This is a genomic window from Halobacillus sp. B23F22_5 (genome assembly GCF_043497085.1).
Taxonomy (GTDB): domain Bacteria; phylum Bacillota; class Bacilli; order Bacillales; family Halobacillaceae; genus Thalassobacillus.
Genome location: NZ_JBIEKI010000003.1, coordinates 146,089 through 171,642, shown reverse-complemented (window position 1 = coordinate 171,642; position 25,554 = coordinate 146,089). Strand labels below are relative to the sequence as shown.

Here is a 25,554-nt window from a genome sequence, read left to right as displayed (position 1 = left end):
CTCTTATTGTCAGAATTTCTTTATAATGGTAGTGCTAGATGTATGACTACTAATCTAAATGGAGGGTACGTAGATGAAAAAAGTCTTGCGTAATCGGATTCAAGCTTTGAGTTTGATTGCTGTGTTGCTGCTCGGAACGTTTGTGGCTCCGGTTCAGCCGGTCCAAGCGGATGAGCACATGAATGATTTGATAATATCTGAATACGTAGAGGGAAGCAGCTACAATAAGGCAGTCGAACTCTACAATGGTACAAGCAGTGAAATAGATTTATCGGAGTATACATTGGAGCTGTATTCAAATGGGGATACGGATTCGAATAATACGTATGAGCTATCCGGCACCTTGAAGGCTGGAGATGTATATGTAGTTTCCCACAGTCAAGCAGGGGAACAAGCTCAAGCTGTAACAGATGTGAATAGTGGAGTCGTGAATTTCAATGGGGACGATGTAGTCCTATTGAAAAAACAGGGTAATGTAGTAGATTCCATCGGCCAGCTTGGAAGCACGGACGATTTCGGAAAAGATGTGACGTTGGTGCGTAGTGCTGAGGTAACTACTGGCGACACAGATGCTAGTGATGCATTTGTCGTAAATGACGAGTGGGATAGCTATCCGAAAGACACGTTTGAATACCTTGGTTCTTATGAAATGCCAGAGGTTGAACCGGTTGAACTGCTGACGATCGAAGAGGCTCGTCAGGCTGAAGAAGGAACAGAAGTAAAAGTGAAAGGTATTGCCACGGCATCATTCTACGCTGGCGGACAGACGAACCTTTACATACAAGACGATACAGCTGGAGTGATCGTCCGCGCACCAGGTTTGGATATCGAGCCTGGAGATGAAGTGGAAGCACAAGGTGAACTTTCTGATTATCATGGAATGGCTCAAATTGTTGCTTCTTCAGCTACTGTGGATGTTGTTACTGAAGGCGCAGGTATCCCAGAGGCGCAAGCTGTTACTTCTACTGATTTTTCCACAGAAAATGGAGAAGCAATTGAAGGCGAATTTGTTTCTACTGAGAATGTTGAAATTGTAGAAAAAAATAATTTTGGCGAATATACAGCAACAGATGAAAATGGAACTTTCTTGATTCAGCCGCAAGAAGAAGATCATTTAAAAATCGGAGAATCTTATGAAGTTGTTCAAGGTGTCGTTGATTACAGCTATGGAAACTATAAACTTCTTCCTCGTTCTGGGGACGACGTTATTGATGTTGTTTTCTCTGTAAAAGCAAACCCTGCTTCCGGCTCCGTTTTTGAAGGTACAGAAGTAGAATTGAAGACTTACGAAGAAGGCGCGGAAATCTATTATACTATCGACGGGTCTGAGCCTACTACTGATAGCATTCCTTATGAGGGAGCAATCGAGATTACAGAAGACACTACAATTAAAGCGGTTGCTGCCCGTGATAACGGTGAAACTAGTGAAGTTGCTACATTTGACTACACAGTTTTAAAGCCTGCGGATGAAGTAGAAATCCATGACATCCAGGGTGCCGGCCACACTTCCCCTTATGAAGGCAGTGCTGTAGCAGGTGTCGAAGGCGTAGTGACAAAGCTTGATGGAAACAATGGTTTTTACATGCAAAGCCTGAACCCTGATGAGGATATTGCAACCTCTGAAGGTATTTATGTATATAAGAGCAGCCATGGCGTAGAAGTCGGAGACGTCGTTGAAGTTAATGGTCAGGTAAAAGAGTGGCGTGAAGATGGTTATTCCGATGCGAATGATTTACTAACGACTCAAATCACAGGCTCCGGGGTGAAAGTAGTAGAATCTGGTGTGGAACTTCCTGATCCGGTAGTAATCGGTGAAGATCGTATCCAGCCAACGGAAGTAATCGAAGATGATGAAATGACATCCTTCGACCCGGCAGCAGATGGCCTTGATTTTTACGAAAGCCTGGAAGCTATGCAAATCCAGTTAAACGATGCGTCTGTAACTGGTCCGATTAAGTATGATGAACTTCCAGTGGTAGTTGAAACAAGTGAAGATCAACTTCGCACTGATGCTGGCGGGTTGTTGATTTCTCTAGATGACTATAATCCAGAGCGTATGCTGATTGATGTCGATGGAATTGATTTGACAGCTAAAACTGGCGACTATTTTGTTGAACCAATCACAGGTGTTGTAAGTTACGACTACAGTAACTTCAAAATTCGTCCGACAGGTGATTTCCCAGAAATCCAGGACGGCGGTACAGAGCCTGATAGCACTGAGCTCAAAGGCTTGAAACCAAAGTTGACTGTAGCAAGCTATAACGTTGAAAATTTCCACGCAGGTACAGATCCGGAAAAAGTGGAACGTATTGCTGAAACAATGGTAGAAAACTTGAATGCCCCAGACATTATCGGACTAGTCGAAGTACAGGACAACAATGGCCCGACTGATGACGGTACCGTAGATGCTTCTGAAAGCTATCAGACGTTGATTGAAGCAATCGAAGCAGCTGGCGGTCCAAGCTACGAGTTTTCTGATATTGCTCCAGAAGACAAAGAAGATGGCGGTCAGCCAGGCGGAAATATCCGTGTAGGTTTCCTTTATAACCCTGACCGTGTATCGATGACAGACAAGCCAGCTGGCGATGCAACATCTGCAGTTGATGTAGATGACAGCGGTTTGACTTTGAACCCGGGTCGCATCGATCCGACAAACGATGCATTCTATGATTCTCGTAAAGTTCTTGCCGGAGAATTCATGTTCAATGGCGAAAAAGTGACGGTTATCGCAAATCACTTTAATTCCAAAGGAGGCGACGGAGCATTATTCGGCTCTGAGCATCCAGTTGTACTTGGAAGTGAAGAGCAGCGTCTGCAGCAGGCAGAGGTTGTTAACGGATTTGTGCAAGACATTAAGGCAGAAGATGCTGATGCTAACGTGGTGGTTCTAGGTGATTTGAATGACTTTGAATTCTCAGCACCAGTTCAAACGTTGAAAGGTGACGTCCTGACCAACATGATTGAAGAACTTCCACGAGAAGAACGTTACACGTATATCTACCAAGGAAACTCTCAGGTGCTTGATCACATTCTGGTCAGCAACAACCTGGCACATCGTACTAAAGTGGATATTGTTAATATCAACTCTGACTTTTCGGTTGAAGATGGACGCGCAAGTGACCACGACCCAGTAGTGGTGCAGATCCATCCAAAGAAAACAGTAGAAAAAGGTGAGAAGACAGGCAAAGGCAACAATGACCATCCTGGAAAAGGGAAAGGTAAAAAGCCTGGGAAAGACAAAGAGTATGAATTAAACTTGATGCACACGAATGATACACACGGAAACCTGGATGAAATCGCAAAAACGGCAACAGCTATCGAGAACTATCGTAGCGAGAATCCAGCATCCCTATTGTTGAGTGCAGGAGATGTATTCTCCGGTACCCTATACTTTAATGAATTCCTTGGACAAGCAGACCTGGAATTCATGAACTACTTCGAATATGATGCCATGACATTCGGTAACCATGAATTCGATCTCGGTTCTAACGAAGAAGGTCACCAGGCGTTAGCTGACTTTGTGGAAAATGCTGAATTTCCATTCGTTGCTGCTAATACAGATTTTTCGAACGATGCTTTGTTCGATGGTATGTTTTATGACAAAGTAACACATAAAGCAGAAGACGGAAATATTTACGGCGGCATTATCAAATGGGTGGAAGGAGAAAAAGTGGGAATCTTCGGTTTGACGACGGAAGAAACTACCGACATTTCCAGCCCGGAAGACATCACATTTGAAGACTACATCGAAGAAGCAGAAAAAATGGTAGATGCTTTTGAAGACAAAGGCGTCAACAAAATTGTTGCATTAACACACCTGGGTTTGGATGACAATGCGGATTATGACAACGATCTTACCTTAGCTGAAACAGTGGACGGCATTGATGTCATTGTCGGCGGCCATACACATAGCGAGCTGCTCGAACCCCGCTTTGTTGATGCCGGAGAAGAGCCGACGGTTATTGTTCAGACTGGTGAATACAATGATAACCTTGGTACACTCGACGTAACTTTTGATAAAAAAGGTAAACTCCTAAGCTACGAAGGTGAATTGGTGGCTATCGGTGATTTGGAAGAAGATCCAGAAGTAAAAGAAATGCTTGCTCCATATGCAGAGCAGGTGGAAGCGGTAAAGAATGAATCCATCGGTGCTACAGCTGAGGTTTACTTAAATGGGGAACGTGAATTTGTCCGTACACAAGAAACAAACCTTGGCAACTTGATTGCGGACGGCATGCTTGCTAAAGCTAAATCTGTTAATCCGGAAACAGCAATCGCTGTAACTAACGGTGGCGGTATCCGTACTTCCATCGATACAGGTGACATCACTGTAGGTGAAGTGTTGACCGTTATGCCGTTTGGTAACTCACTAGCGATTATGAACCTGACAGGTGCTGAAATTCTTGAAGCACTGGAGCACAGTGTCAGCCAGGCGCCAAGCACAAGCGGAGGGTTCCTGCAGGTTGCCGGTATGCAGTTTGAATACGATAGCAGCCAGCCGGCAGGCGAGCGAGTCGTAAATGTAGAAATCGAACAGGAAGACGGTTCGTATGTACCGTTGAACGAAGAAGAATACTACTACGTTGCTACTAACGCTTTTACTGCTAAAGGTGGCGATGGGTATGATGTTTTTGCCCAGGCTTTTGAAGAAAACCGTGTCAGTGAACCTGGTTTTATCGACTATGAAATGTTCATTGATCATGTTACTTCATTAGAAACAGTTGCTCCTGAAATAGAAGGACGCATCGTAGACGTAAATTAGGTTACTGGAAAAAGCTGAACATCCCCAACGGGATCGTTCAGCTTTTTTGTTGTAAATATAGTGTGCAACTTTGTACCTTAACATAACGTGATTTGTCGTTAGGTGCCTGACTCGAAAAGAGAAGGTTGTGAAACACAGCGTTAGACTATATTCCACCGTGTAGCCATTTGCTGTATGGATGCTTTTTAGTGGTGGGAAGTAAATATAAAACAAATACTCCGATGGAAACCGGAGTATATGAATATAATGCAACTATTTATTCTTTTTCTGTCAATTGAAAACCGATGTAAGATAAGCAGATTCCAGATTGGTTACTGTCTTAGATTTTTTCCTTAACTCCTGGATGTCACATAATTCATGCCTGGCAATTTCCGGAGAAATCCCGGTGATAATCGTTTTTATGCCCATCACTTCAAGGGCGGTGACAATCTCAAGCAGGACAGGTGGAAAAGTCCCATCTAATATGACCAGGCCGGATAAATCTACTATAAAATACTCGATATCGTTTTTTGCGCCATAATCCAGTACAACATTTATGATTTTTTCCGCCCGGACTTCATCGATTATCCCTTGTATCGTGAGGATGGAGATGCCATGTGTAATCGGGATGATAGGAACATTAAGAAATGCCATGTTATACTTCGTCTGGTCCAACTCAATAATATGAGACAAAATGGCAGCCATCGATTTCAGATACTCGATATCTTCCTCGCTGAAATCTTTCTCTTCTTTATCCATCACACATAACGTACCAAACACTTCACCGTCCAGATATTTCAAGGTTACGCCTAAGAAACCTTTGACTTTTAATTGAGAGGTAACTTCCAACTCTTTCGTCAAAGCGTCTTTCGTCAAATTGACCGTGTTCATGGTATCCTCTTCATTACCTATGATCAATCGGCAATAGGTCCCGCTATATTCTACCGCATAACCCTCAGGAATGATCTCTTCCTTTTCATTAAAGGAACTGAGTACCGTCATTGCTGTGGGACCTCTTTTTGTTACATATGCTGTATTTACATTCAACTGCTTACTGATTGCTTCAAACATTTTTCTAGAGGCTGTAACCAATGAATGAAAATCAGAACTAGATAAGTTATATTCACTCGGCATTCGCGTTTTCCTCCTACTAATCGAAAAAACGATCCAATACTTTATCCAACAATAACATAGGTGATGTTAGTAGGACGAGAAATAAGGTTACAGAGTTGCTGGCCAGTCTTTGTATGCCAGCATAAAAGCAGACAGAATAATATACCGCAGAAGCATCACAGCTACTCCGGCAAAATTTATTTAGAATAGGAAGCAAGGCTTTCTTTCAACAGGTTCCAAAACTTTTCCTGATCAATTTCATATGCGAAATGAACATTCGGCTCTTTGCCTGTTACCCTTAACAAATCCACGCACGTCATGCCGTAGGAGAATTCCCCTTTTGTTTCGATATCGACATGGACATGTTTGAAAGTAAAAATCGAAGGATCGATCAGGTAAGCGACCGTACAGGCATCATGGATCGGAGCCCCGTCAAAGCCGAAGTATTCTTGATATGTATGTTTAAAAAAATCAAGCAGCTCAACCACGGTATCGGCGACTGGATTTTTTATTGTAGCCAAATCATCAATAATATTGGTAGTTGCCTGCGCCTGGTGGGTGATGTCCAGTCCGAACATGGTTATCGGTATGCCACTTTCAAAAACCACTTTTGCTGCTTCTGCGTCAACATAGATATTGAACTCAGCTGCAGGTGTCCAGTTACCGAATGTGCCGCCGCCCATCAACACGATTTCCTTGATATTAGGAAGGATAGCAGGTTCTTTTATCATCGCTAACGCAATATTGGTAAGTGGTCCGGTTGGGACAAGTGTAATTGGGTTTTCTGATGTAAGGACTTTATCAATAATCAAGTCGACTGCGTGTATTTCTTCTACTCCTTTAGTCGGGTGGTCTGGAAACTGAGGGCCATCAAGGCCGCTATCTCCATGTATCTCTTCCGCAATTTCACTCCCTTTAACTAATGGCCGGTTCGCTCCTTTGGCAAGCGGTACATCATTTAAATCTATCAAATCACAAATACGCTGTGCATTGAGGGTAGTTTTATCTACGGATACATTTCCCGCTACGGTCGTGATTGCTTCAATGTTTAGATTAGTATTTGAAGCGGCCATGATAATGGCGATCGCATCATCATGCCCAGGGTCGCAATCTAAAATTACATTTGTTTGTGTAGTCATGATACTGCCTCCTTTTCTATCAATTATAAAGAAAATTGTCGAAGATTGATATTTTCCTACAGAAATGAATAGCTATTATCGTTTTTATATAGGTGAAAAATCTATTTTACAAGCTTAAATGTTTGAGATTTTACTTTTTTCCCGCTTCGCCAAACTGCTGGAGTAAGGAATAAGATATAGCTATATTCCATAAAGGGGGTACATGCTATGTATGAAGATTTGAAGGAAGAAATCCGCCAGGAGGAACTGCGTGAAATAATGGATGAGTATACAACGACTTGCTGGAGGTGCGAGGAAACAGTAGATCAATCAGAAATTGTGACTGTAACCGACGGCAGAACTTACTGGAAAGAATTATGCCCGGACTGTTTCGAATTCCACCAGACAAAAAGGTGACAGCTGAGATAACCAGTAACTGGGTGACGGATTGTAAATAAACACAAAAGTTTACAAAAAACTACAGCCATTCCTCTTAATTTATGGTATTATTCTAGTTATCGACAAACGGGAATCGATAGATTAGGAGGGATAACAGTTGGAAGAACAGCGGAAACTGACGGAAATGCTGCAGAATTTGATTAAGAAAACGGAAGCGAAAGAAATCGAGTCTTCTGAAGAAATGATCAAACAAATTGTCGCTAATCTTGAAGGTTATCAATATCAAAATTAAACTATTCATGGCATTCATACAATAGATATTCAAAAGTCCGCCGCTCGGGAAGTTGCTCCCAAGTGACGGACTTTTTTGGTTTAGTACCCTGCATTTTATTAAAAGATAAGAGTTTGAACATTTCTGCGAAGTATGGGGCTAGCTTCAACGCCCAGACACTCGCGTCATAAGCAACCCGTCTTGTGGAAGGAAAGGACGCCTTCCTCCAGCCGTTTTGCTTATGCGTGTCGTGTCTTTCAGGGCGTTTGCGCTTTTCTTATAAAAACAATAATGCCAGTGAAATCGGTACTGCGCTCCAGAACAGGATAATGACGCAGAATCCCATAATATCTTTTACTTTCAACCCTGCTATTGCAAGCAGTGGTAATGCCCAAAATGGCTGGATCATGTTGGTCCAGGCGTCTCCCCAGGCAACTGCCATCGCAGTCTTAGCTGTCCCTACCCCAAGTTCCATGGCTGCAGGAACCATAATTGGTGCCTGTACGGCCCACTGACCGCCTCCTGATGGTACGAAGAAGTTGACAATCCCGGCACTTAGGAACGTGAATAATGGAAAGGTGAATTCAGTGGAAATGCTAACAAACCACCTTGACATCTCTTCAGATAGCCCGGAAGCTACCATCATTCCCATGATACCAGCGTAGAAAGGGAACTGGATGATGATACCCCCTGCATTTTTTACGCCATCTGTCACCGTATTTAAAAAACGTCTTGGGGTTTTGTGAAAAATGATACCTAAAAATAAGAAAATAAAGTTGACGATATTGATATTCAAGTCAAGACCATTTTGTACAAAATGATAAATGATGAAAACTAAACCTAGTATTCCGATCAACATGGAAAGTATCATACTGTTTTCCAAACGCTCTGCCGGTGTCATGTCAGCTGCAGCAGTTGCGGCAAGTTCCTCTTCCGCTGATTCGTTTTCCAAAAAGTCCAGGTTGTTTTTACTTAAATCCCCGCTTGTTTTCAACATCCATAAATTCAGTAAAGGCAAAGAAACCAGCAACGCTAGTACAATGGCTATGTTCAAACCGCTAAACAGCGTTTCTGTAACAGGGATACTTCCGATACTATCGACTAAAAAATGATCTTCTGTTGCAATGGTTAATGGGATGGATCCGGACAAGCCGCCGTGCCAGACAATAAATCCTCCATAGGCACTGGCCATCAATAACCGGTAATCGACATTTGGCACCCTTTTCGCGACATGGACGGCAAGCAAGGCCCCGACTACCAGCCCGAAACCGTAATTGATCAAACAAGCGACAGCGGTCACGAAAGTTACGAGCATGATCGCTTTCCCAGGTGTATTGGCAAGTCGGCTTAGTTTTGACAAAAGTGATTTGACGACAGGAGTGTTAGCTAGTATGTACCCCGTAACAACAATCAGTGACATTTGCATGGCGAATGCCAGGAGATTCCAGAACCCATCGCCCCAATATTGAACCATATCCCCCGGGGAACTGCCTGTAATACCTATACCCAAAACAAAAACTACGAGTGTCAAAATGATCGCAAACAAAAATGCGTCTGGCAGGTAGCGCTGGACCAGACGATCAAAAAATGATGTGATGCCTTTTAACATAATGTTCCTCCTCAGCTATGTAATCGTTTACAAAAAATCCGTTTCCTTCTCATTAATTATTATTGGACTAGCGCGTTGATTATTCGGATTAGAAGGAAAATTCAGACTAACATTAGTTTCTTAAAAATTTGTCGTAAATGCAAGTACCTTTTTCTTTGTTATATGACATTAATGGGATAGAAAGAGGGAAAACTGCTGTTATTTATTTGTATAATTCCTTTTCTGCATAAGTTATTAAAGAGAAGGTAAGACTGATCAATTCGGCTAAATATTATTCTATTAATCTTCATGACAGCCATTTTTTTATATATTGATTGGAATTTTTGTGTTTAGCACCTCATACATATAGGAGGTTTCATACATTTTTTAAAATTATATTCGAATACTAAAGCAATAGCTGTATAGAAAAAGGAGCGCTCAAAAATGAACAGAGTTATCTTGTATGTATTTTTTACCTTGGCTGCTTCTCTAAAGTTGATCTTTGTCAGCCAATTATTGCTTACTGAATTATCGAAAGGGGCAATTTTGGTTTCTGTAGGTTTTTCAATGGTGCTGTTCAGTGCGATGTATCTATTTAAAAAATATTGGATTTGGTATGGGATTTCTGCGGCATCAGGTATCAGTTTATATACGTGGGCTTCTTACCTATATATGGTTTATTTTCAGGCCCCGTTTTCTACTTACATAACCCTTCAGGCTTCGAATTTATCGGGTATGTCAGAAAGTATTTTCAACCAGTTAGCCTGGTGGCAGTTTGCTTTTTTCTTTGATGTTATGCTGGTTATGGGATTTCTTGTTTATATGAGGCGTCAAAAAAATAGTCTTGAAGTCCATCGTAATTTTAAAGTTCTTGGTTTGATTACGATACTTGCTGTACTGCTGGTATCTTTAAAACCTGCTTCTATGTATCTCAATGATATGGGAAACTTATTATTGAAAAAATACACTTCGACTTCCTATATAGGTAATTACGGAATAGTAGGTCATCAAGTAATTGATTTCTTGGAATTTACTACATCTCAGCAAGAACTTGAGCTAAGTGCTGAGGAAATTGATGATATTCATAATTTCTTATCCAGTAATGAAAATATTTCAAAGCGTGAAGAGCCTCTGCTTGAAGCTGGCATATTTGAAGGAAAAAACTTATTATTGATTCAATTTGAGTCTTTACAGCAGTTTGTACTAGGAGCAAAAGTAAATGACCAGGAAATCACTCCTAACTTGAATAAATGGCTGGGATCGAGTATATCTTTTAATCATTATTATCCACAAACAGCTGAAGGTAATAGCTCAGATGCTGAATTACTAGTTCTTAATAGCATATATCCTTTAAAGGAAGGGAGCACATTTTTTCGTTACCCAGTTGCCGAATATCCCTCTTTAGCGAAGCACTTTAGTTCCCTTGGTTACACAACAACAGCCTTCCATGGAGACGAGGGGTCATTTTGGAACAGGGACCTCGTTTATCCATCAATGGGATTTGAACGATATTATGATATAACCGATTTTCAAAACGTAAAAACAAATGAAATAGGTATGGGACTGAGCGACCAGACGTTCTTTGAACAAACAGCAGATACAATAAAGAATCAAAAGGAACCTTACTTTTCTATGTTAATCACTCTTACTTCCCATACGCCCTTCCATATTCCTGAAGACAAAAAGCTATTGGACACAGGTGAATTAAAAGGAACACAGCTTGGCAACTATTTTGAGAGCATCCATTATACAGACCGTCATCTTGGTGCTTTTCTAAACAATCTTAAAGAGAATGGAGAACTGGAAAATACTGTTGTTGCGATTTACGGTGATCATAACGGCATATTCAAGGAATCAAAATCAGAGGTAGAGAGATGGAGAAAGGAAGAAATAACAGATGAATCGTGGAAACTAACTTATACGCCTGTTCCATTTATTATGATCGATACCTCCCTTAGTGAGTCGGGGGTTGTTTCCGATGTAATGGGTCAAGTTGATACTACTCCTACTCTTTTGGATTGGTTCGGATTTTCACCTGATACTTATGAATCTTATGCGCTAGGTCATAATATGAACCGCTATGTAAACAAGGATGTATTTCTGCTTCGAGGTGATTATGGAGAAAGTATCGTAATCGGCAATGATGGCAGGATCTCAGAATATGAACCAGTCCATTCAGAAACACTGGAAATATCTGAGCGGTTGATTAAATCGAATTTTCTTGTAAATCATTACTGACTGTTTAAGGTTGATCTCTACACATTTAAAAGAGCAGACCTATAGGCCTGCTCTTAAGATTACTATTATGAAATTTCTTCGGCTGCCTTATGTTCCGTAATGCCGTGTTTCTTTTCAGATTCGGAAATTACCACAGCACATGCAGCATCACCATAAACATTGACAGCTGTACGCGTCATATCAAGCAGACGGTCAATACCTAAAATGAGCGCGATGCCTTCAACCGGCAGGGCAACCTGGTTTAATACCATGGCGAGCATGATCAGTCCGACACCTGGCACACCGGCTGTACCGATACTTGCCAGAACGGCGACTACAACGATCATGATCAATTGACTGAATGCCAGATCGGTACCATAGACCTGTGCGATGAAAATAGTTGCGACACCTTGCATGATGGCTGTACCATCCATGTTGATGGTTGCTCCTAAAGGCTGAACGAAGCTGCTGATCGGTTTAGGAACATTAAGGTTTTCCTGTGCTGTTTTCATGGAAACCGGAAGCGTCGAGCTACTGCTTGATGTACTGAATGCTACCGTGGCGGCAGGGAAAAATCCTTTGAAAAAGTGAACAGGGTTCATCTTGCCTAAGAAAGAAACAGCTGAACCATATACAGCAAATAAATGGATGAATAATGCAGCTATTACGACCAGCATGTAGGCAATCATTGCCATCATGCCATCGATCCCCATCGTTCCGATTGCTGAAGCCAGCAAACCGAATGCACCATAAGGAGCAAATCGCATGATTAAATTGACGAGGAACATCATGATTTCGTTACCTTGTTCGATAACTCTCATGACACTTTCCGTCTTTTTACCAAGCATGGCAAGTGCAAAACCAATGAAAACAGAGAATGCGATGATTTGCAGCATGTTAGCTTCTGCCATTGCTTGAATAGGGTTGGTCGGAATGATGTTGGTAAATGTTTCCACTACTGTAGGCGCTTTCTGGCTTTCATACTCAGCTCCGCCTGTATCAAAATCGCCGCTTCCTGGCTGGAAGATATAGGCGAGGGCGATTGCGATAGTGATAGCCAATGTCGTTGTACCAAGGAAAAATGCAATCGTCTTTCCTCCGATTCGTCCCAGCTTTTTCGGATCACCTAATGCTGCCACTCCAAGTGTGATGGAAAAGAATACGATCGGTACGACAAGCATTTTGATCAGGTTGAGGAAAATAGTTCCAAGCGGGCTGAAGATATAAGTGTCTAATGTAGTGAATAAGTCCGGAGCAGTCATATGCAAGACCAAACCTACGGCGGCACCTAAAACGAGGCCGAGCAGTATCTTAGTTGTCAGTTTCATAGTGTGGTTCCCTCCTACGTGTTATGATATTCAGTTTTTGTGGGATAAATGGATAGTGGAAATTGCCTTTATTGGGGGTAGACTGAATAATAAAACAACTGCCAGGTGGCTAGGTTGCTTTTCCCCTTTTATAAACTACCATAAATATTAGTGCACGTAAAAACTTTGAGGAGATTATCAGAATAATTTAATAGTTATGTAATGCATACGTAAAAAAACAAGTATTTAGAATGAAAATATGTAAACAACCCCCATTGAAACCAATATATGGTGTCCGTAGGGCTGATAACAAACTTAAAGCAGAAAAACAAGTTGTTCTTCTTAAAGGAAATGGTTCCCGATCATGCTTATTAAAGGTTCTTATATAATAATGTATGCTTTTTTCGGAATGGGTGAAAATATCTTAAGTAATTTGCTGATTCTACATTTAGGTGTTGGGTCTTTCCAGTGGCAGCCTCTTCGGTTTCATAATCGCAAACGCTAAATTCAAACATATTGTGATATTTCTCACTTCGTGAAGTTTAAAAAATCCCTAAAATGAAATATATATAAAGAGAAAATGTTTTAAATCGGAAGAATACGGGGATAGGTATATTGTAGAAGGTCGAACAAACTATTTCGTGGAAAGGATGTTGTTTAATGGATGCAAAAATGAAAGAATTGATCGAAGGTCTTAACGAGGATTTAGCACATGAGTATGCAGCATCAATTATGTACACGTTCAATGCTGCTACGGTAGATGGTCTGTACTATTCTGTACTGAAGCCATTTTTCGAAGGAGAAATCGCTGATGAGCAGGGACATGCTCTTTACTTGTCAGAAAAAATTAAAACATTAGGTGGGACACCGACCACGAAGCCAGCAGAAGTCAAACAGCTGGAAAATGTAAAAGAGATGCTTCAGGAAGCACGTAAATCTGAGGAAGAAACAATCAAGCGCTATGAAATCCGTAAGGAACAAGCGGAAGAATTAGGTCTTACAGAGCTTGTCGTTAAACTGGATGATATGATAGCTGATGAAACACAGCATATGGAAGAAATGGATCGTCTGTTAGCAGATCCACGTCTTCAATAAATAGCTATATCGATATTGGGACGCCCGGCTTATGGGCGTCTTTTTCTTTTTTTAATCGTGGCTTAATAATTTTTAGTTACTTTCACTGAAAGTAAGTCTGTTGAAGTGCGTTCCATTTACTAATCTTCTTCCATTTATTAGCCTTTGAATGGTTGAATAGAATCAAGCGTAAACTTTCTGAAAATTAAGGTTGTATTTCATAAAGTGGCATGGTATTATTTGTTTAATGATTTTGTGCAAACGTATTCACAAAAATTGCGCAACAATTGCTCTATGATTTTATTACGTGCAATTACAGCAATTTGCATTTTTTTACATATCTCAATGCAAACGTATGCGCTAGCGGTTTTTTCTATCAATCTAGCAGGACAGGCATAATTTTTGTGAATCATGGAAGCGCATTCATTCAATCCTATTCCAACTTAAGGAGTGTTTTACATGAAGAAGAAAAAGTTTTATGGCGTAGCTTCTGCTCTGCTGGCTTCCAGTATCGCATTGGCTGGCTGTTCATTTGGTGCAGGGTCAGATTCTGGTTCGGACGAGGGATCTGGAGATCAAGTGACCGTAGATATTTTCCAGTTTAAAGTAGAATTCAAGGATCAGTTTGAAGCGTTGACAGAGAAATATGAGGAAGAAAACCCTAATGTGAATATCAATGTTAAAACTGTCGGCGGTGGAAATGATTACGGCTCTTCCTTGAAGACATCATTCTCTTCAGGCGAAGAACCTGATATTTTTAACATTGGCGGTCCATCGGACGTAGAAACGTATGAAAAATATTTAGCAGATATGTCAGATACCGAAGCTGCTAAAACAGCTTTGGAAGGTACGCTTACGAGCGTGAACAAGAATGATGAAACCCTAGGCCTGCCTTTCAACCAGGAAGGATACGGGATCCTTTACAATAAGAAAATTTTTGAAGAGGCCGGCATCAACCCTGATGACATTAAAACCCATGAGGATTTAGTAAAAGCGACAGAGACATTGGATAGCAAAAAAGAAGACCTCGGAATTCAGGCACCATTTGCTCTGCCTGCGAAAGAAACCTGGGTAATCGGAAACCACCTTGCTAATACATTCCTGGCTGATGAATTCAATCATGATGTAATGGAAGCTTATCAGGCAGATACAGTTGAATTCGCTATGGGAGACCAGATGAAGCGTTTTCTGGACCTGCAAAACGAATATTCCGTACAGCCGACTTTGAGCCTGGATTATTCCCAGCAGGTTGAAGAATTGTTCTCTTTAGGTGAAGTAGCTATGATTCAGCAAGGGAATTGGGTGTACAACACAATTCTTCAAATGGATGAGGAGATGGCCAAGAATAATGTAGGTCTTTTGCCGATTCCGGTTGAAGGATATGAAGGAAGTATCCCTGTAGGCGTTCCAATGTACTGGGCTGTCAACAAACAATCAGAAGATGAAGTAGTCAAAGAAAGTAAAGAATTCTTAGACTGGATGTATACTTCTGAAGAAGGTAAGAAATTCGTTACAGAAGAATTCAAATTCATCCCGGCATACGAAGGTTATGAAGATCAAAAGATTGCGGATCCAATTTCTAAAGAGATCTATGAATATGCAGCTGCTGGAGACACGTTAGGATGGGTCTTCCTTGGAGCACCAACGAATTGGACAGAAGGAAGTCTTGCGGTCAACATGCAGCAGTATCTAAGTGGAGATATCACATGGGAACAAGTAGAAGAAAATGCTCGAAAAGACTGGGAAGATTCACGTCAATAAATAAGTGAATGTTACGTACGTAGACAAGCTGTCTTCAATTTTCTCTTGTCGAACCTAATTGAAAATATCTCTTCTGTCAGGTGATAGAACATAATACCTGATGGTTGAGATGTTTTCATTTATACATCAGATGCAAACCACAAAACGATAGCAAAAGGGGTTATCGTGCTCAGAATTGGAGGAGAAACACATGCAAAACCGCAGCCCGGCCTTTTGGCTTTTTCTTACACCGGTTATTCTAGCTTTGGGAATTGTGGTGGTCATTCCGTTCCTGTATGGGCTTGTTTACTCGTTTACCAATTGGAATGGTCTTACAGCGACTGAGTTTATCGGTTTTGAACACTACATCAACTTGTTCCAGGAACAAGAGTTTATGAATTCGATCTGGTTCACGCTTAAATTTGCAGTAGCATCTGTATTGCTATTAAACTTTTTCGGTCTTGCACTTGCTTTGATAGTCACACGTAATATTAAAAGCAACAACTTGTTACGGACAGTATTTTTCATGCCGAACCTGATTGGCGGTCTGATTCTCGGTTTTATCTGGCAGTTTATTTTTGTCAGTGTGTTCGGTGATATCGGAGAATTGCTAGGGGTGGAATCCATGCAAGGCTGGCTTTCGACCACAGAGACCGGGTTTTGGGGCTTAGTCATTTTGACGTCCTGGCAGATGGCCGGATATATCATGATTATTTATATTGCATACTTAGAGAACATTCCGAAAGAATTAATTGAAGCGGCTAAAATTGATGGAGCGAGCAGCTTTCAGCGTTTTAAAAATATTACTTTCCCACTTGTGGCACCAGCTTTCACCATCAGTATGTTTTTGACACTTTCCACGTCCTTCAAAATTTATGATCAGAACTTATCGCTGACAAACGGGGGACCTTATAACTCCACACAGATGGTGGCGATGGAAATCGTGCGGACAGCTTTCTCAGATAATCAAATGTCCTATGCCCAGGCAAAGGCTGTCATTTTCTTTCTGATTGTCGCTGTCGTTGCGCTGACACAGGTATACTATAATAAGAAACGAGAGGTTGAGATGTAATGAAAAATCAAGAAAAGAAAAGTCTATTCTCAATCGAAATTCTCGGAATTATTCTGGGGTTATTATGGATCGCACCTTTTTATTTAATGATTGTCAATGCATTTAAAACGAAACGGGATATATTCAGCGGGGTTCTCGGGTTCCCGGCAGAATGGGAATTTGATAACTTTGTCCAGGCATTTATTGACTTAAGCTTTTTAAAATCGTTATTCAACTCCGTTTTGATTACGGGGCTTAGTGTGGGAATCATTGTAATTTTTTCATCAATGGCTGGTTACGCACTTGCTCGTAATAAGAGCAAACTCAGTGGAGTGATGTTCTTTGTGTTCGTAGCGGCAATGTTGATTCCATTTCAATCGGTTATGATTCCACTAATTTCTATTTTTGGTCAGGCAGACATGTTGAATGCGGCTGGACTGATTTTCATGTATCTGGGATTCGGCTGCAGCTTATCGATTTTCCTATATCACGGGGCGATGACTGGTGTTTCCAAATCATTGGATGAAGCAGCAATCATCGATGGAGCCAGCCGCTTCCAGCTATTCTGGAAAATTATATTCCCTTTATTGAAGCCAATTTCTGTAACAGTCGCAATCCTGAACGTCATCTGGATTTGGAATGACTATCTATTGCCATCGCTTGTCTTAAGTGAAGCGAATGCAACGATTCCATTAAAAATGTTCTATTTCTTTGGACAATATACTAAGCAGTGGCATTTGGCTCTGGCAGGTTTGACAATTGCCATCATCCCGGTCATTATTGGGTACTTTTTCGCTCAGAAGCAGATTATCAATGGAGTTTCTGAGGGCGCGGTAAAATAATTATTAGGAGTGGATGCAGGTGTCAGTTACAATTAAAGATGTAGCCAAACAGGCGAATGTGGCGCCATCCACGGTATCGCGTGTCCTATCGGATAGTCCGAGAATCAGTGAGAAGACGAAGCGTAAAGTACGTAAGGTAATGGACGACATGGGGTATCACTTGAATTTCAGTGGTCGAGTGCTTGTGCAGCAATCAACACAGACGATTGGAATTGTGATGAAAAGGTCCTCCAGCCACTCGTTCGATAATCCCTTTTTCGCTGAGGTATTGCGGGGTATCAGCGCTTCCTGTCATAAACATGATTATAGTATCAATATCACCACAGGTGATTCCGAGGAAGCGATATTCCGAGATGTGGTTAAAATGGTGCAGGGAAAACGTGTCGATGGTGTGATTGTTTTGTACTCCAAGGAAGATGACAAGGTGGTTCCTTACTTGCGGGAAAGGGATTTCCCGTTTGTCATGATCGGGAAACCACCGGCAGATGCCAACGAAATTACTTATGTCGATAACGACAATGTACTGGCTGCGAAAGAAGTGGCAGAGTATCTAATCAGCCTTGGTCATAACCGAATCGGCTATATTGGCGGTGATTCCCATTTTGAAGTAACGACTGCCCGTTTGGCTGGATTCAAACAGGCAATCGCAGAACATCGTATCGAGCTTCCAGAATCTTTATTTAAAAATATCCAATTTGATAGCGGTGACGCAAAGAAAATTGTTTCTGAACTGTTGGAAGTGGATAATCCTCCGACAGCATTGATCGTAACTGATGATTTCAATGCGTTATCTGTTATGCTTGCATTGCAGGAAAAAAATGTACAGATTCCACAGGAAATGAGTGTTCTTTCTTTTAATAATACGATTATCTCAAGACTGGCCAATCCTCCATTGACGACAGTGGATACACAGTCTTATCAGCTTGGTTATGAATCTGCGGATTGTCTGGTCGAACTACTCGGTGGGGGCGAAGTGTTCAAAAAGAGTGTCATTGTACCGACTGTTATTGTGGAAAGGGAGTCCTGTATAGCTAAACAAGCTATGGCAGATAAAAAGTAAGTCCGTTATTTTGTATTAAATAGTGCAAACGTTTGCCATCAATTTGTTAAAGGAGATGTAGTCATGAAAGTATTAGTATGGAATGAATACCGTCACGAACAAGAAAATCAAGTGGTTTCTGATATTTATCCCGAGGGGATTCATGGGGCCATTGCCGGGTTTTTAAAGGAGGAAGGCCACGATGTGAAAACGGCAACCCTCGATGAAGAAGAACATGGCTTGACCGATGAGGTGCTGGCTGAGACCGACGTTCTGGTTTGGTGGGGACATAAAGCCCATGACGAAGTAAAAGACGAAATCGCAGAAAAAGTAAAGCAGCGTGTATTAGAAGGCATGGGGCTGGTTGTCCTTCACTCGGCTCACTTTTCCAAAGTATTCAAGAAATTGATGGGTACGACCTGTGATTTGAAGTGGCGTGAAGCCGATGAAAAAGAGCGCTTATGGGTAGTTGAGCCAAGCCATCCGATCACAGAGGGGCTTGGAGAGTATATCGAACTGGAAAAAGAAGAAATGTATGGGGAACATTTTGACATCCCGGCTCCAGATGAACTATTATTTGTCAGCTGGTTTGAAGGAGGAGAAGTATTCCGAAGCGGAGCCACTTTCCGTCGTGGCCGAGGTAAGATTTTCTACTTCCGTCCTGGTCATGAAACTTATCCAACTTATCATAATAAAGAAATCCAAAAAGTCATTCAAAATGGCGTAAATTGGGTCAAGAATGAAGGAACTCCAAAACACGTATATGGCAATGCAAAACCATTAGAAACTATTTCTGAAAAGTAATAATCAGGGGAGGCTAATGCAAATGGAAAAATTGAAAGTAGCTATTATCGGATGTGGAAGTATCGCGCAAAATCGTCACTTGCTTGAGTTTGAAGCAAATCAACAAATAGATATTACCGCAGTTTGTGACATTGTTGAGGAACGGGCAATGGTAACTGGTGAGGCATTCGGCGCTCAATCTTATACCAGTTATGAAGACCTTCTGGAAAAAGAGGAGATTGATGCGGTCAGCGTCTGCCTGCCGAACTATTTACATGCTCCTGTGTCGATTGCTGCTTTGAACGCAGGCTGTCATGTACTGTGCGAAAAGCCGATGGCGACTTCCCGGGAAGAAGCAGAAAATATGATTGAAGCTGCTGAACGGAACGGCAAGAAACTGATGATTGCTCACAACCAGCGGTTCGTTTCTTCCCATGAACGGGCGCGTAATCTAATCGAAGCAGGTGAAGCAGGAAAGATCTACAGTTTCCGCACGACGTTCGGCCATGGTGGTCCTGAGGGATGGAGTGTCGATGGTGATGATAGCTGGTTCTTTAAAAAAGATGAAGCTTTTATTGGGGCTATGGGCGATCTTGGTGTACATAAGGCGGATCTCTTGCGCCATTTATTAGGAGAAGAGTTTGTTGAAGTGGCCGGATTCGTCGAAAATAATGCGAAAGATAATGTTACCGTTGATGATAATGCTGTCTGTATTTTACGAAGTGAGTCCGGCATTGTGGGGACACTGACAGCCAGCTGGGCATACAACGCAAAGGAAGATAACTCCACTGTCATCTATGGAGAAAAGGCGACGCTTCGACTGGAAGACGATCCTGATTATTCCCTTATTGTCCAATATACCAATGGGGAAGTAGTCAAATATGAGCTTGGGCAAATTCAATCAAATGATGAAGGCGGGCAAACCAATACAGGTGTCATCGATCATTTTGTAGACTGTATCGTCCATGATAAAAAGCCGTTGATTGATGGTGAGGAAGGAAAACGTTCCTTAGAGGTTATCCTTGCAGCCGTGGAGTCTGGAGAAACCAAACAAATTACCAGGTTAGCGAAGTGATTAATGATGCCAAAGCTGCGTATGGGAATTATCGGAGTCGGAGGGATAGCTACACAACGACATATCCCGGCCTATCAATCACTCTCTGATCAAGTAGAAATAACAGCAATTCAGGATGTTGACGAGAAACGTGCCAGGCAAGTGACAGAAGAATTTGATATCCCACAGGTGCATGAAGACTATGGCACGCTTTTTGATCATGTCGATGCAGTGACTATCTGTACCCCGAACAAGTTTCATGCGGAGATTTCCATTGCTGCACTGGAAGCGGGTGTCCACGTTATGTGCGAAAAGCCGATGGCCATGACGACAGAAGAAGGGAAAGCCATGGTGGAAGCAGCCAGGAAAAACGATCGGCTTTTGTCGATTGCTTACCATTATCGCTACACACCCGAAGCCCGGCTGGCCAAGACCGTCATCACCAATGGAGAAATCGGCGATCCTTTAGTCACACGTGTTCAGGCGTTACGACGGCGCAAAGTGCCAGGCTGGGGCGTTTTTACCAATAAAGAATTGCAGGGCGGCGGCAGCCTGATTGACTTTGGCTGTCACCTGCTTGACCTGTCACTTTGGCTGCTCGATGATCCAAAACCTGTAGAAGTGATGGGAAGAACGTATGACCGGCTGAGCAAAATCCCGGGCCAGGTCAATGACTGGGGACCGTTCGATCATAAAAACTTCAATGTCGACGATCATGTAACAAGCTACATCACCTTTGACAATGGGATGTCGATGCAGTTCGAAACATCCTGGGCTGCCAACATAAAAGAAGATAAGACATCACTCAGTATTTCAGGAGTCGATGGCGGGCTCGATGTCTATCCCTTTGAGCTCTATCAGGCAAAATACGGGGCTGTATGGGACAGCATGGTCAAGCTTCCGAAAGAAGAACTCAGTCCGGGAGTTTTACAGGCGAAGAATTTTGTCGAAAGCTGTTTAGGGGATGCGCAATTAGTCGTTGAACCGGAACAAGCCCTGAAAGTTACCGAATTGATGGAAGCTATCTATTTAAGCAGTGAAACAGGTTCAAGCATCAAATTAGTTTAAAGGATAGGGGAGAAGCAATATGAAATTAGGCGTGTTTACGGTTTTGTTTTCAGATATGAGCTTTGAAGATATGCTCGACCATATACAGGATTCCGGATTAAAAGCAGTTGAAATAGGAACTGGCGGTTATCCAGGCAATGCTCACTGTGATGTTGATGAGTTGTTGGCAAGCGAAGAGAAACGGGAAGCATACTTGGAGAAAGTGCATTCCCGCGGGCTCACCATCAGTGCCTTCAGCTGCCATGGCAATCCATTGTCACCAGATGAAGCATTTGCAAAAGAATCTCATGAGATTTTTGTGAAAACCGTCAAGCTGGCTCAGCTTCTAAATGTACCTGTCGTCAATACATTTTCCGGAACACCAGGCGGGGCAGAAGGGGACAAGACACCTAACTGGCCGGTAACACCATGGCCGGGAGAGTATTCGGGTGTCCTGGAATGGCAGTGGAAGGAAAAGTTGATTCCCTATTGGAAAGAGCAAGGGAAGTTCGCTGAAAATCATGGCGTGAAAATAGGCTTAGAACTGCATGCCGGCTTCCTTGTCCATACGCCGTATACCATGCTTAAACTGCGTGAGGAAACATGTGAGGCTGTCGGTGCTAACCTGGATCCAAGTCACCTGTGGTGGCAGGGGATCGATCCAGTCGCAGCGATCAAAATTTTGGGCAAAGCTGGCGCCATTCACCATTTTCATGCGAAAGATACGTATATCGACCAGGAAAATGTTAACATGTACGGGCTTACGGATATGCAACCGTATGGAGAAGTTCAGACTAGAGCGTGGAGTTTCCGATCAGTCGGTTATGGACACGGTATCCAGGAATGGTCTAATATTGTAAGTGCCCTTCGAACATTTGGTTATGACCATGTCATCTCCATCGAACATGAGGATCCGATCATGTCGATCAGCGAAGGTTTCAATCAAGCAGTGAAAAATTTGAAAGCAGTCAATATCGAAGAACCCCCGGCAGATATGTGGTGGGTCTAAGGTTGATGGCATGAAGGAGGGAGCAAGGTGAAAAATACAGGTTTTATGGGCGGACTCTATGCAGTAAGTGAGTGGATCATGCGATTTTCACTCGTAAATTTACAGTGGGTTGTTTTCAACTTGCCAATCGCCCTCCTTCTCATCAGCATGTTCTATATAGAAAGTTCTGATCAGCTAATTTATTTAACAGTTCCGCTGGTAGTACTGCTGCCTCCTTTATTTTTCCCTGCAACTACGGCCATGTTTGCCAAAGCAAGGGAATGGGTGCGTAAGGACGAAGAGGAAAGGAAACCCCGCAAATATGTGAGCTACTATAAAGAAAACTACCTGACCAGCTTGCTTGCAGGAATTGTATTTGTAGCGTTGTGGGGCATACTGCTTGCTGATATTTATTATTTTTCTGGTCGAAATGAAGTGCTGATGAACTTATTTGTCGTGATGGGAATTCTGTTGTTCATTTTCACCCTGAATTTCTTTTCTGTCAGCGCTCATTATAATATAAAATTACGCGGCCTGTTACGGCAGGCTTTTTTTATAACGGTAGGCAGCCCGCTATTATTTCTTGCTGTCTCTATCAGCAGCGGAGTGGTTTTGTATATCAGTCTCTATATCTTCCCCATCATTATTCCATTGTTTAGTGGAAGCTTGCTTGCATTCCTTTCTTTCTCCGCATTCTATCGGTTATATTTAAAAATAGTAGCGAAAAAATTAAATCAATAATCGTTGCTGCAGGTGACCTTAAGTTGCTTGCAGCTTTTATATTTTTCCATTAAAACTATGCCTCTGTTAAACTTTGTTATTGTTTTTTTATAAGAGGGTTATTCAACAATAGGACCGTAAAGTCGAAGACTTGATTTCGAGATAATATCGGAGTTTAGGGGCTCCGGGAAACGGTTCGCTTTCCGTGGGCGTGTGCTGAGTCTCCTCAGGCTTCGCCTTGCGGGGCCTCACCTATCACTCAGCTCCCACAGGAGTCTCACCGTTTCCCTACGCCCCTTGCCATTATAGGAAATTCTCGAAATCGTTATGGAAATCGACCATGATAATAGAAAGAAGACTTTGGCACCTTTATATCCTTTGTAAATGCGTCAACATGAAGGTTTCTACTACACTCTTTCTCCTTTTGAAGGGTCCGTTTAGTATAAAACTGGCTGGATGGGCAGGGAAACAGCGAGACTCCCGCGGGAGAAGGGGGTAGGCAAGATCCCACAGGGCTTTAGCCCGAGGAAGCTTGCCAGGTCCCCCGCAGGAAAGCGAGTGGTTTCCCGGACCATCCCATTCATCTCATGGCAACGGACCCCACTATCTCGAAACTGAGTCTTCACGTAAAGGGAACTTTAACTGTAAAATCAACACTGAGATTTAACAGAGCCAAAAAAACTATAAACGTGCTCTGGTATATATTTACTACCGATTATTTTAATTGAATATTCTGAACTATTGGTATATAGTTGGAAGTAACTGCTAGGGTACATGAACAGCTTATTTGTAAGCGTTTACATTAATTTATGGGGGGTTACATATTGGAAAAAGTATGGAAAAGGCATTATCCGGCTCATATCAAAAGCGAAGTTGAGATTCCGGACATTGCTCTTAATGAGTTTTTGACGAGGTCAGTCGAACGCTTTCCCGATAACACAGCCATCACTTTTTTTGACAAAAAGATCACGTATAAGGAATTAGGGATGCAAGCGAGCGCGTTCGCTTCATCTCTGCAGGATCGCGGTGTGAAAAAAGGTGACCGGGTCGCCATTATGCTTCCGAACTGTCCCCATTATGTCATTAGTTATTATGGAGCATTGATGACAGGTGCCGTGGTGACTCAAGTAAACCCGATGCTGGTAGGACGGGAACTTGAACATATTTTAACAGATTCAGGAGCGGAAACACTTGTACTATATGCTCCACTTGTACCTGTTTTTGAAAAAATCAAAGCAGATACCCCGGTAAAGCATGTGATCGTCGTAGATTTTGCGCAAGAATATGAACCTGCAGGTGAAGAAATAGCATTCACCACGTTTTTACAGACAGCACCTGGTCCGCCGAAACAAGTGACAATCAATCCTGCTGAAGACGTCGCTGTACTTCAATATACAGGCGGAACAACGGGCAGGTCGAAAGGTGCAATGCTGACCCACCGAAACTTGGTCGCTAACGTGATTCAGACGCATGAGTATTTTAAAGATGATATTGAACATGGAAAGGAACGTTATCTTACTGTTATACCTTTATTTCATGTGTTCGGAATGACGGTGTGTATGAATCAGGCGATCCACTCTGGCTCGAGTATGATTCTGCTTCCAAGGTTTGAGCTGGAAGAAGTGCTGGAAACGATCAAGCGTGAGCAGCCAACTTACTTCCCGGGCGTACCGACGATGTATGTGGCGATTACCAGTCATCCGAAAGCAGAGCAATATGGCATAGACAGCATTCGTGTCTGCAACAGTGGCAGTGCGCCGATGCCTCAGGAATTGATGAGGAGTTTTGAGTCGAAAACAGACGGCCGTATTTATGAAGGATATGGACTATCGGAAACAGCACCTGTCACTCACTGCAACCCAATGTTCGGTGAACGTAAACCCGGAAGTGTCGGGATTGGGGTTCCATCCACCGATTATAAAATTGTCGATGTCAGTAACGGGATGGATGAGGTTCCTGTCGGGGAAACCGGAGAAGTGGTTGTGCGGGGTCCTCAAATAATGAAAGGTTACTGGAATATGCCGGAAGAAACGGAACTTGCCCTGCGCGATGGCTGGCTTTACACTGGGGATATCGCCCGTGTGGATGATGAAGGATACTTATATATCCTCGATCGAAAAAAAGATTTGATTATTGCAGGCGGCTTTAATATCTACCCGCGTGACATTGAAGAAATCCTTTACGAGCATGAAGCCGTGCAGGAGGCGGTTGCGGTCGGAATGCCGGATGAATATCGCGGCGAGACCGTGAAAGTCGTTGTCGTGTTGAAAGATGGAAAATCAGCAACAGAGGAGGAATTAATTGCATATTGCCGGGACAATATGGCAGCCTACAAGGTTCCGGCATCGGTAGAATTCAGAAGCGAACTACCGAAAACGAATGTCGGTAAAATCTTGCGGCGAAAAATACGTGAAGAAACTGTTAATAAAGCAAAGCAATAGCACCTTTAAACTAACAGAAGT

At 42.4% G+C, this 25,554-nt stretch carries 19 protein-coding genes; 15 read left to right on the top strand and 4 right to left on the bottom strand.

The window, feature by feature from the left end; all coding sequences use genetic code 11:
- The first annotated feature begins 73 nt into the window (after positions 1-73).
- Positions 74-4,762, top strand: a complete 4,689-nt coding sequence (locus ACGTN9_RS06230) for a 5'-nucleotidase C-terminal domain-containing protein (RefSeq protein WP_499591490.1) — start codon at positions 74-76, stop codon at positions 4,760-4,762.
- A 270-nt stretch (positions 4,763-5,032) separates the two neighbouring features.
- Here ACGTN9_RS06230 and ACGTN9_RS06225 read toward each other — a convergent pair whose 3' ends face one another.
- Both ACGTN9_RS06225 and ACGTN9_RS06220 read right to left on the bottom strand, forming a co-directional pair.
- The gene (locus ACGTN9_RS06225) at positions 5,033-5,875 is read right to left on the bottom strand and encodes an STAS domain-containing protein (RefSeq protein WP_499591489.1); all 843 of its coding nucleotides are present in this window, start codon (positions 5,873-5,875) and stop codon (positions 5,033-5,035) included.
- 176 nt (positions 5,876-6,051) lie between these two features.
- On the bottom strand, positions 6,052-6,993 hold the full coding sequence (locus tag ACGTN9_RS06220) for a nucleoside hydrolase (protein ID WP_499591488.1): 942 nt from the start codon (positions 6,991-6,993) through the stop codon (positions 6,052-6,054).
- A 207-nt stretch (positions 6,994-7,200) separates the two neighbouring features.
- Here ACGTN9_RS06220 and ACGTN9_RS06215 point away from each other — a divergent pair, with 207 nt between their 5' ends.
- Both ACGTN9_RS06215 and ACGTN9_RS06210 read left to right on the top strand, forming a co-directional pair.
- The gene (locus ACGTN9_RS06215) at positions 7,201-7,389 is read left to right on the top strand and encodes a hypothetical protein (RefSeq protein WP_499591487.1); all 189 of its coding nucleotides are present in this window, start codon (positions 7,201-7,203) and stop codon (positions 7,387-7,389) included.
- A 139-nt stretch (positions 7,390-7,528) separates the two neighbouring features.
- A complete protein-coding gene (locus tag ACGTN9_RS06210; RefSeq protein WP_499591486.1) occupies positions 7,529-7,663 on the top strand; it encodes a hypothetical protein in 135 nt (44 codons plus the stop codon).
- A gap of 256 nt (positions 7,664-7,919) precedes the next feature.
- Here the strand turns inward: ACGTN9_RS06210 and ACGTN9_RS06205 are convergent, their stop codons facing one another.
- Positions 7,920-9,251, bottom strand: coding sequence for a short-chain fatty acid transporter (locus ACGTN9_RS06205; protein WP_499591485.1), 1,332 nt, complete (start codon positions 9,249-9,251; stop codon positions 7,920-7,922).
- Between the two features lie 423 nt (positions 9,252-9,674).
- On the opposite strand from ACGTN9_RS06205, the gene ACGTN9_RS06200 reads away from it, so the two are divergent.
- Entirely contained in the window at positions 9,675-11,468 is a 1,794-nt protein-coding gene (locus tag ACGTN9_RS06200; RefSeq protein ID WP_499591484.1) for an LTA synthase family protein, read from the top strand.
- Between the two features lie 65 nt (positions 11,469-11,533).
- Here ACGTN9_RS06200 and ACGTN9_RS06195 read toward each other — a convergent pair whose 3' ends face one another.
- A complete protein-coding gene (locus ACGTN9_RS06195) occupies positions 11,534-12,775 on the bottom strand; it encodes a dicarboxylate/amino acid:cation symporter (RefSeq protein WP_499591483.1) in 1,242 nt (413 codons plus the stop codon).
- 639 nt (positions 12,776-13,414) lie between these two features.
- Between ACGTN9_RS06195 and ACGTN9_RS06190 the strand changes: the two genes are divergently transcribed.
- From ACGTN9_RS06190 to ACGTN9_RS06140, 11 genes are all read left to right on the top strand, one after another.
- Positions 13,415-13,849, top strand: coding sequence for a ferritin-like domain-containing protein (locus ACGTN9_RS06190; protein ID WP_499591482.1), 435 nt, complete (start codon positions 13,415-13,417; stop codon positions 13,847-13,849).
- A gap of 438 nt (positions 13,850-14,287) precedes the next feature.
- On the top strand, positions 14,288-15,589 hold the full coding sequence (locus tag ACGTN9_RS06185) for an ABC transporter substrate-binding protein (protein WP_499591481.1): 1,302 nt from the start codon (positions 14,288-14,290) through the stop codon (positions 15,587-15,589).
- Positions 15,590-15,779: 190 nt separating this feature from the next.
- Positions 15,780-16,640: a carbohydrate ABC transporter permease gene (locus ACGTN9_RS06180; protein ID WP_499591480.1), complete on the top strand. Its 861-nt coding sequence runs from the start codon at positions 15,780-15,782 to the stop codon at positions 16,638-16,640.
- Entirely contained in the window at positions 16,640-17,461 is an 822-nt protein-coding gene (locus ACGTN9_RS06175) for a carbohydrate ABC transporter permease (RefSeq protein WP_499591479.1), read from the top strand. Before ACGTN9_RS06180 ends, ACGTN9_RS06175 begins: the two co-directional genes overlap by 1 nt.
- A gap of 19 nt (positions 17,462-17,480) precedes the next feature.
- Positions 17,481-18,521: a LacI family DNA-binding transcriptional regulator gene (locus tag ACGTN9_RS06170; protein WP_499591478.1), complete on the top strand. Its 1,041-nt coding sequence runs from the start codon at positions 17,481-17,483 to the stop codon at positions 18,519-18,521.
- A gap of 63 nt (positions 18,522-18,584) precedes the next feature.
- Positions 18,585-19,304, top strand: a complete 720-nt coding sequence (locus tag ACGTN9_RS06165; protein ID WP_499591477.1) for a ThuA domain-containing protein — start codon at positions 18,585-18,587, stop codon at positions 19,302-19,304.
- Positions 19,305-19,326: 22 nt separating this feature from the next.
- Complete coding sequence (locus ACGTN9_RS06160; RefSeq protein ID WP_499591476.1) at positions 19,327-20,358, top strand: Gfo/Idh/MocA family protein; 1,032 nt, start codon at positions 19,327-19,329, stop codon at positions 20,356-20,358.
- A gap of 6 nt (positions 20,359-20,364) precedes the next feature.
- Positions 20,365-21,405: a Gfo/Idh/MocA family protein gene (locus ACGTN9_RS06155; protein WP_499591475.1), complete on the top strand. Its 1,041-nt coding sequence runs from the start codon at positions 20,365-20,367 to the stop codon at positions 21,403-21,405.
- Positions 21,406-21,424: 19 nt separating this feature from the next.
- Positions 21,425-22,393: a sugar phosphate isomerase/epimerase family protein gene (locus ACGTN9_RS06150; protein WP_499591474.1), complete on the top strand. Its 969-nt coding sequence runs from the start codon at positions 21,425-21,427 to the stop codon at positions 22,391-22,393.
- A gap of 27 nt (positions 22,394-22,420) precedes the next feature.
- Positions 22,421-23,113, top strand: a complete 693-nt coding sequence (locus ACGTN9_RS06145) for a YesL family protein (RefSeq protein WP_499591473.1) — start codon at positions 22,421-22,423, stop codon at positions 23,111-23,113.
- A 788-nt stretch (positions 23,114-23,901) separates the two neighbouring features.
- A complete protein-coding gene (locus ACGTN9_RS06140) occupies positions 23,902-25,533 on the top strand; it encodes a long-chain-fatty-acid--CoA ligase (RefSeq protein ID WP_499591472.1) in 1,632 nt (543 codons plus the stop codon).
- Positions 25,534-25,554 lie beyond the last annotated feature (21 nt).

Bases quoted from the DNA above. Each gene is read 5' to 3' on its own strand.
- ACGTN9_RS06230 (WP_499591490.1), top strand. From the start codon at position 74: ATGAAAAAAGTCTTGCGTAATCGGATTCAAGCTTTGAGTTTGATTGCT.
- ACGTN9_RS06225 (WP_499591489.1), bottom strand. From the start codon at position 5,875: ATGCCGAGTGAATATAACTTATCTAGTTCTGATTTTCATTCATTGGTT.
- ACGTN9_RS06220 (WP_499591488.1), bottom strand. From the start codon at position 6,993: ATGACTACACAAACAAATGTAATTTTAGATTGCGACCCTGGGCATGAT.
- ACGTN9_RS06215 (WP_499591487.1), top strand. From the start codon at position 7,201: ATGTATGAAGATTTGAAGGAAGAAATCCGCCAGGAGGAACTGCGTGAA.
- ACGTN9_RS06205 (WP_499591485.1), bottom strand. From the start codon at position 9,251: ATGTTAAAAGGCATCACATCATTTTTTGATCGTCTGGTCCAGCGCTAC.
- ACGTN9_RS06200 (WP_499591484.1), top strand. From the start codon at position 9,675: ATGAACAGAGTTATCTTGTATGTATTTTTTACCTTGGCTGCTTCTCTA.
- ACGTN9_RS06195 (WP_499591483.1), bottom strand. From the start codon at position 12,775: ATGAAACTGACAACTAAGATACTGCTCGGCCTCGTTTTAGGTGCCGCC.
- ACGTN9_RS06190 (WP_499591482.1), top strand. From the start codon at position 13,415: ATGGATGCAAAAATGAAAGAATTGATCGAAGGTCTTAACGAGGATTTA.
- ACGTN9_RS06185 (WP_499591481.1), top strand. From the start codon at position 14,288: ATGAAGAAGAAAAAGTTTTATGGCGTAGCTTCTGCTCTGCTGGCTTCC.
- ACGTN9_RS06180 (WP_499591480.1), top strand. From the start codon at position 15,780: ATGCAAAACCGCAGCCCGGCCTTTTGGCTTTTTCTTACACCGGTTATT.
- ACGTN9_RS06175 (WP_499591479.1), top strand. From the start codon at position 16,640: ATGAAAAATCAAGAAAAGAAAAGTCTATTCTCAATCGAAATTCTCGGA.
- ACGTN9_RS06165 (WP_499591477.1), top strand. From the start codon at position 18,585: ATGAAAGTATTAGTATGGAATGAATACCGTCACGAACAAGAAAATCAA.
- ACGTN9_RS06160 (WP_499591476.1), top strand. From the start codon at position 19,327: ATGGAAAAATTGAAAGTAGCTATTATCGGATGTGGAAGTATCGCGCAA.
- ACGTN9_RS06155 (WP_499591475.1), top strand. From the start codon at position 20,365: ATGCCAAAGCTGCGTATGGGAATTATCGGAGTCGGAGGGATAGCTACA.
- ACGTN9_RS06150 (WP_499591474.1), top strand. From the start codon at position 21,425: ATGAAATTAGGCGTGTTTACGGTTTTGTTTTCAGATATGAGCTTTGAA.
- ACGTN9_RS06140 (WP_499591472.1), top strand. From the start codon at position 23,902: ATGGGGGGTTACATATTGGAAAAAGTATGGAAAAGGCATTATCCGGCT.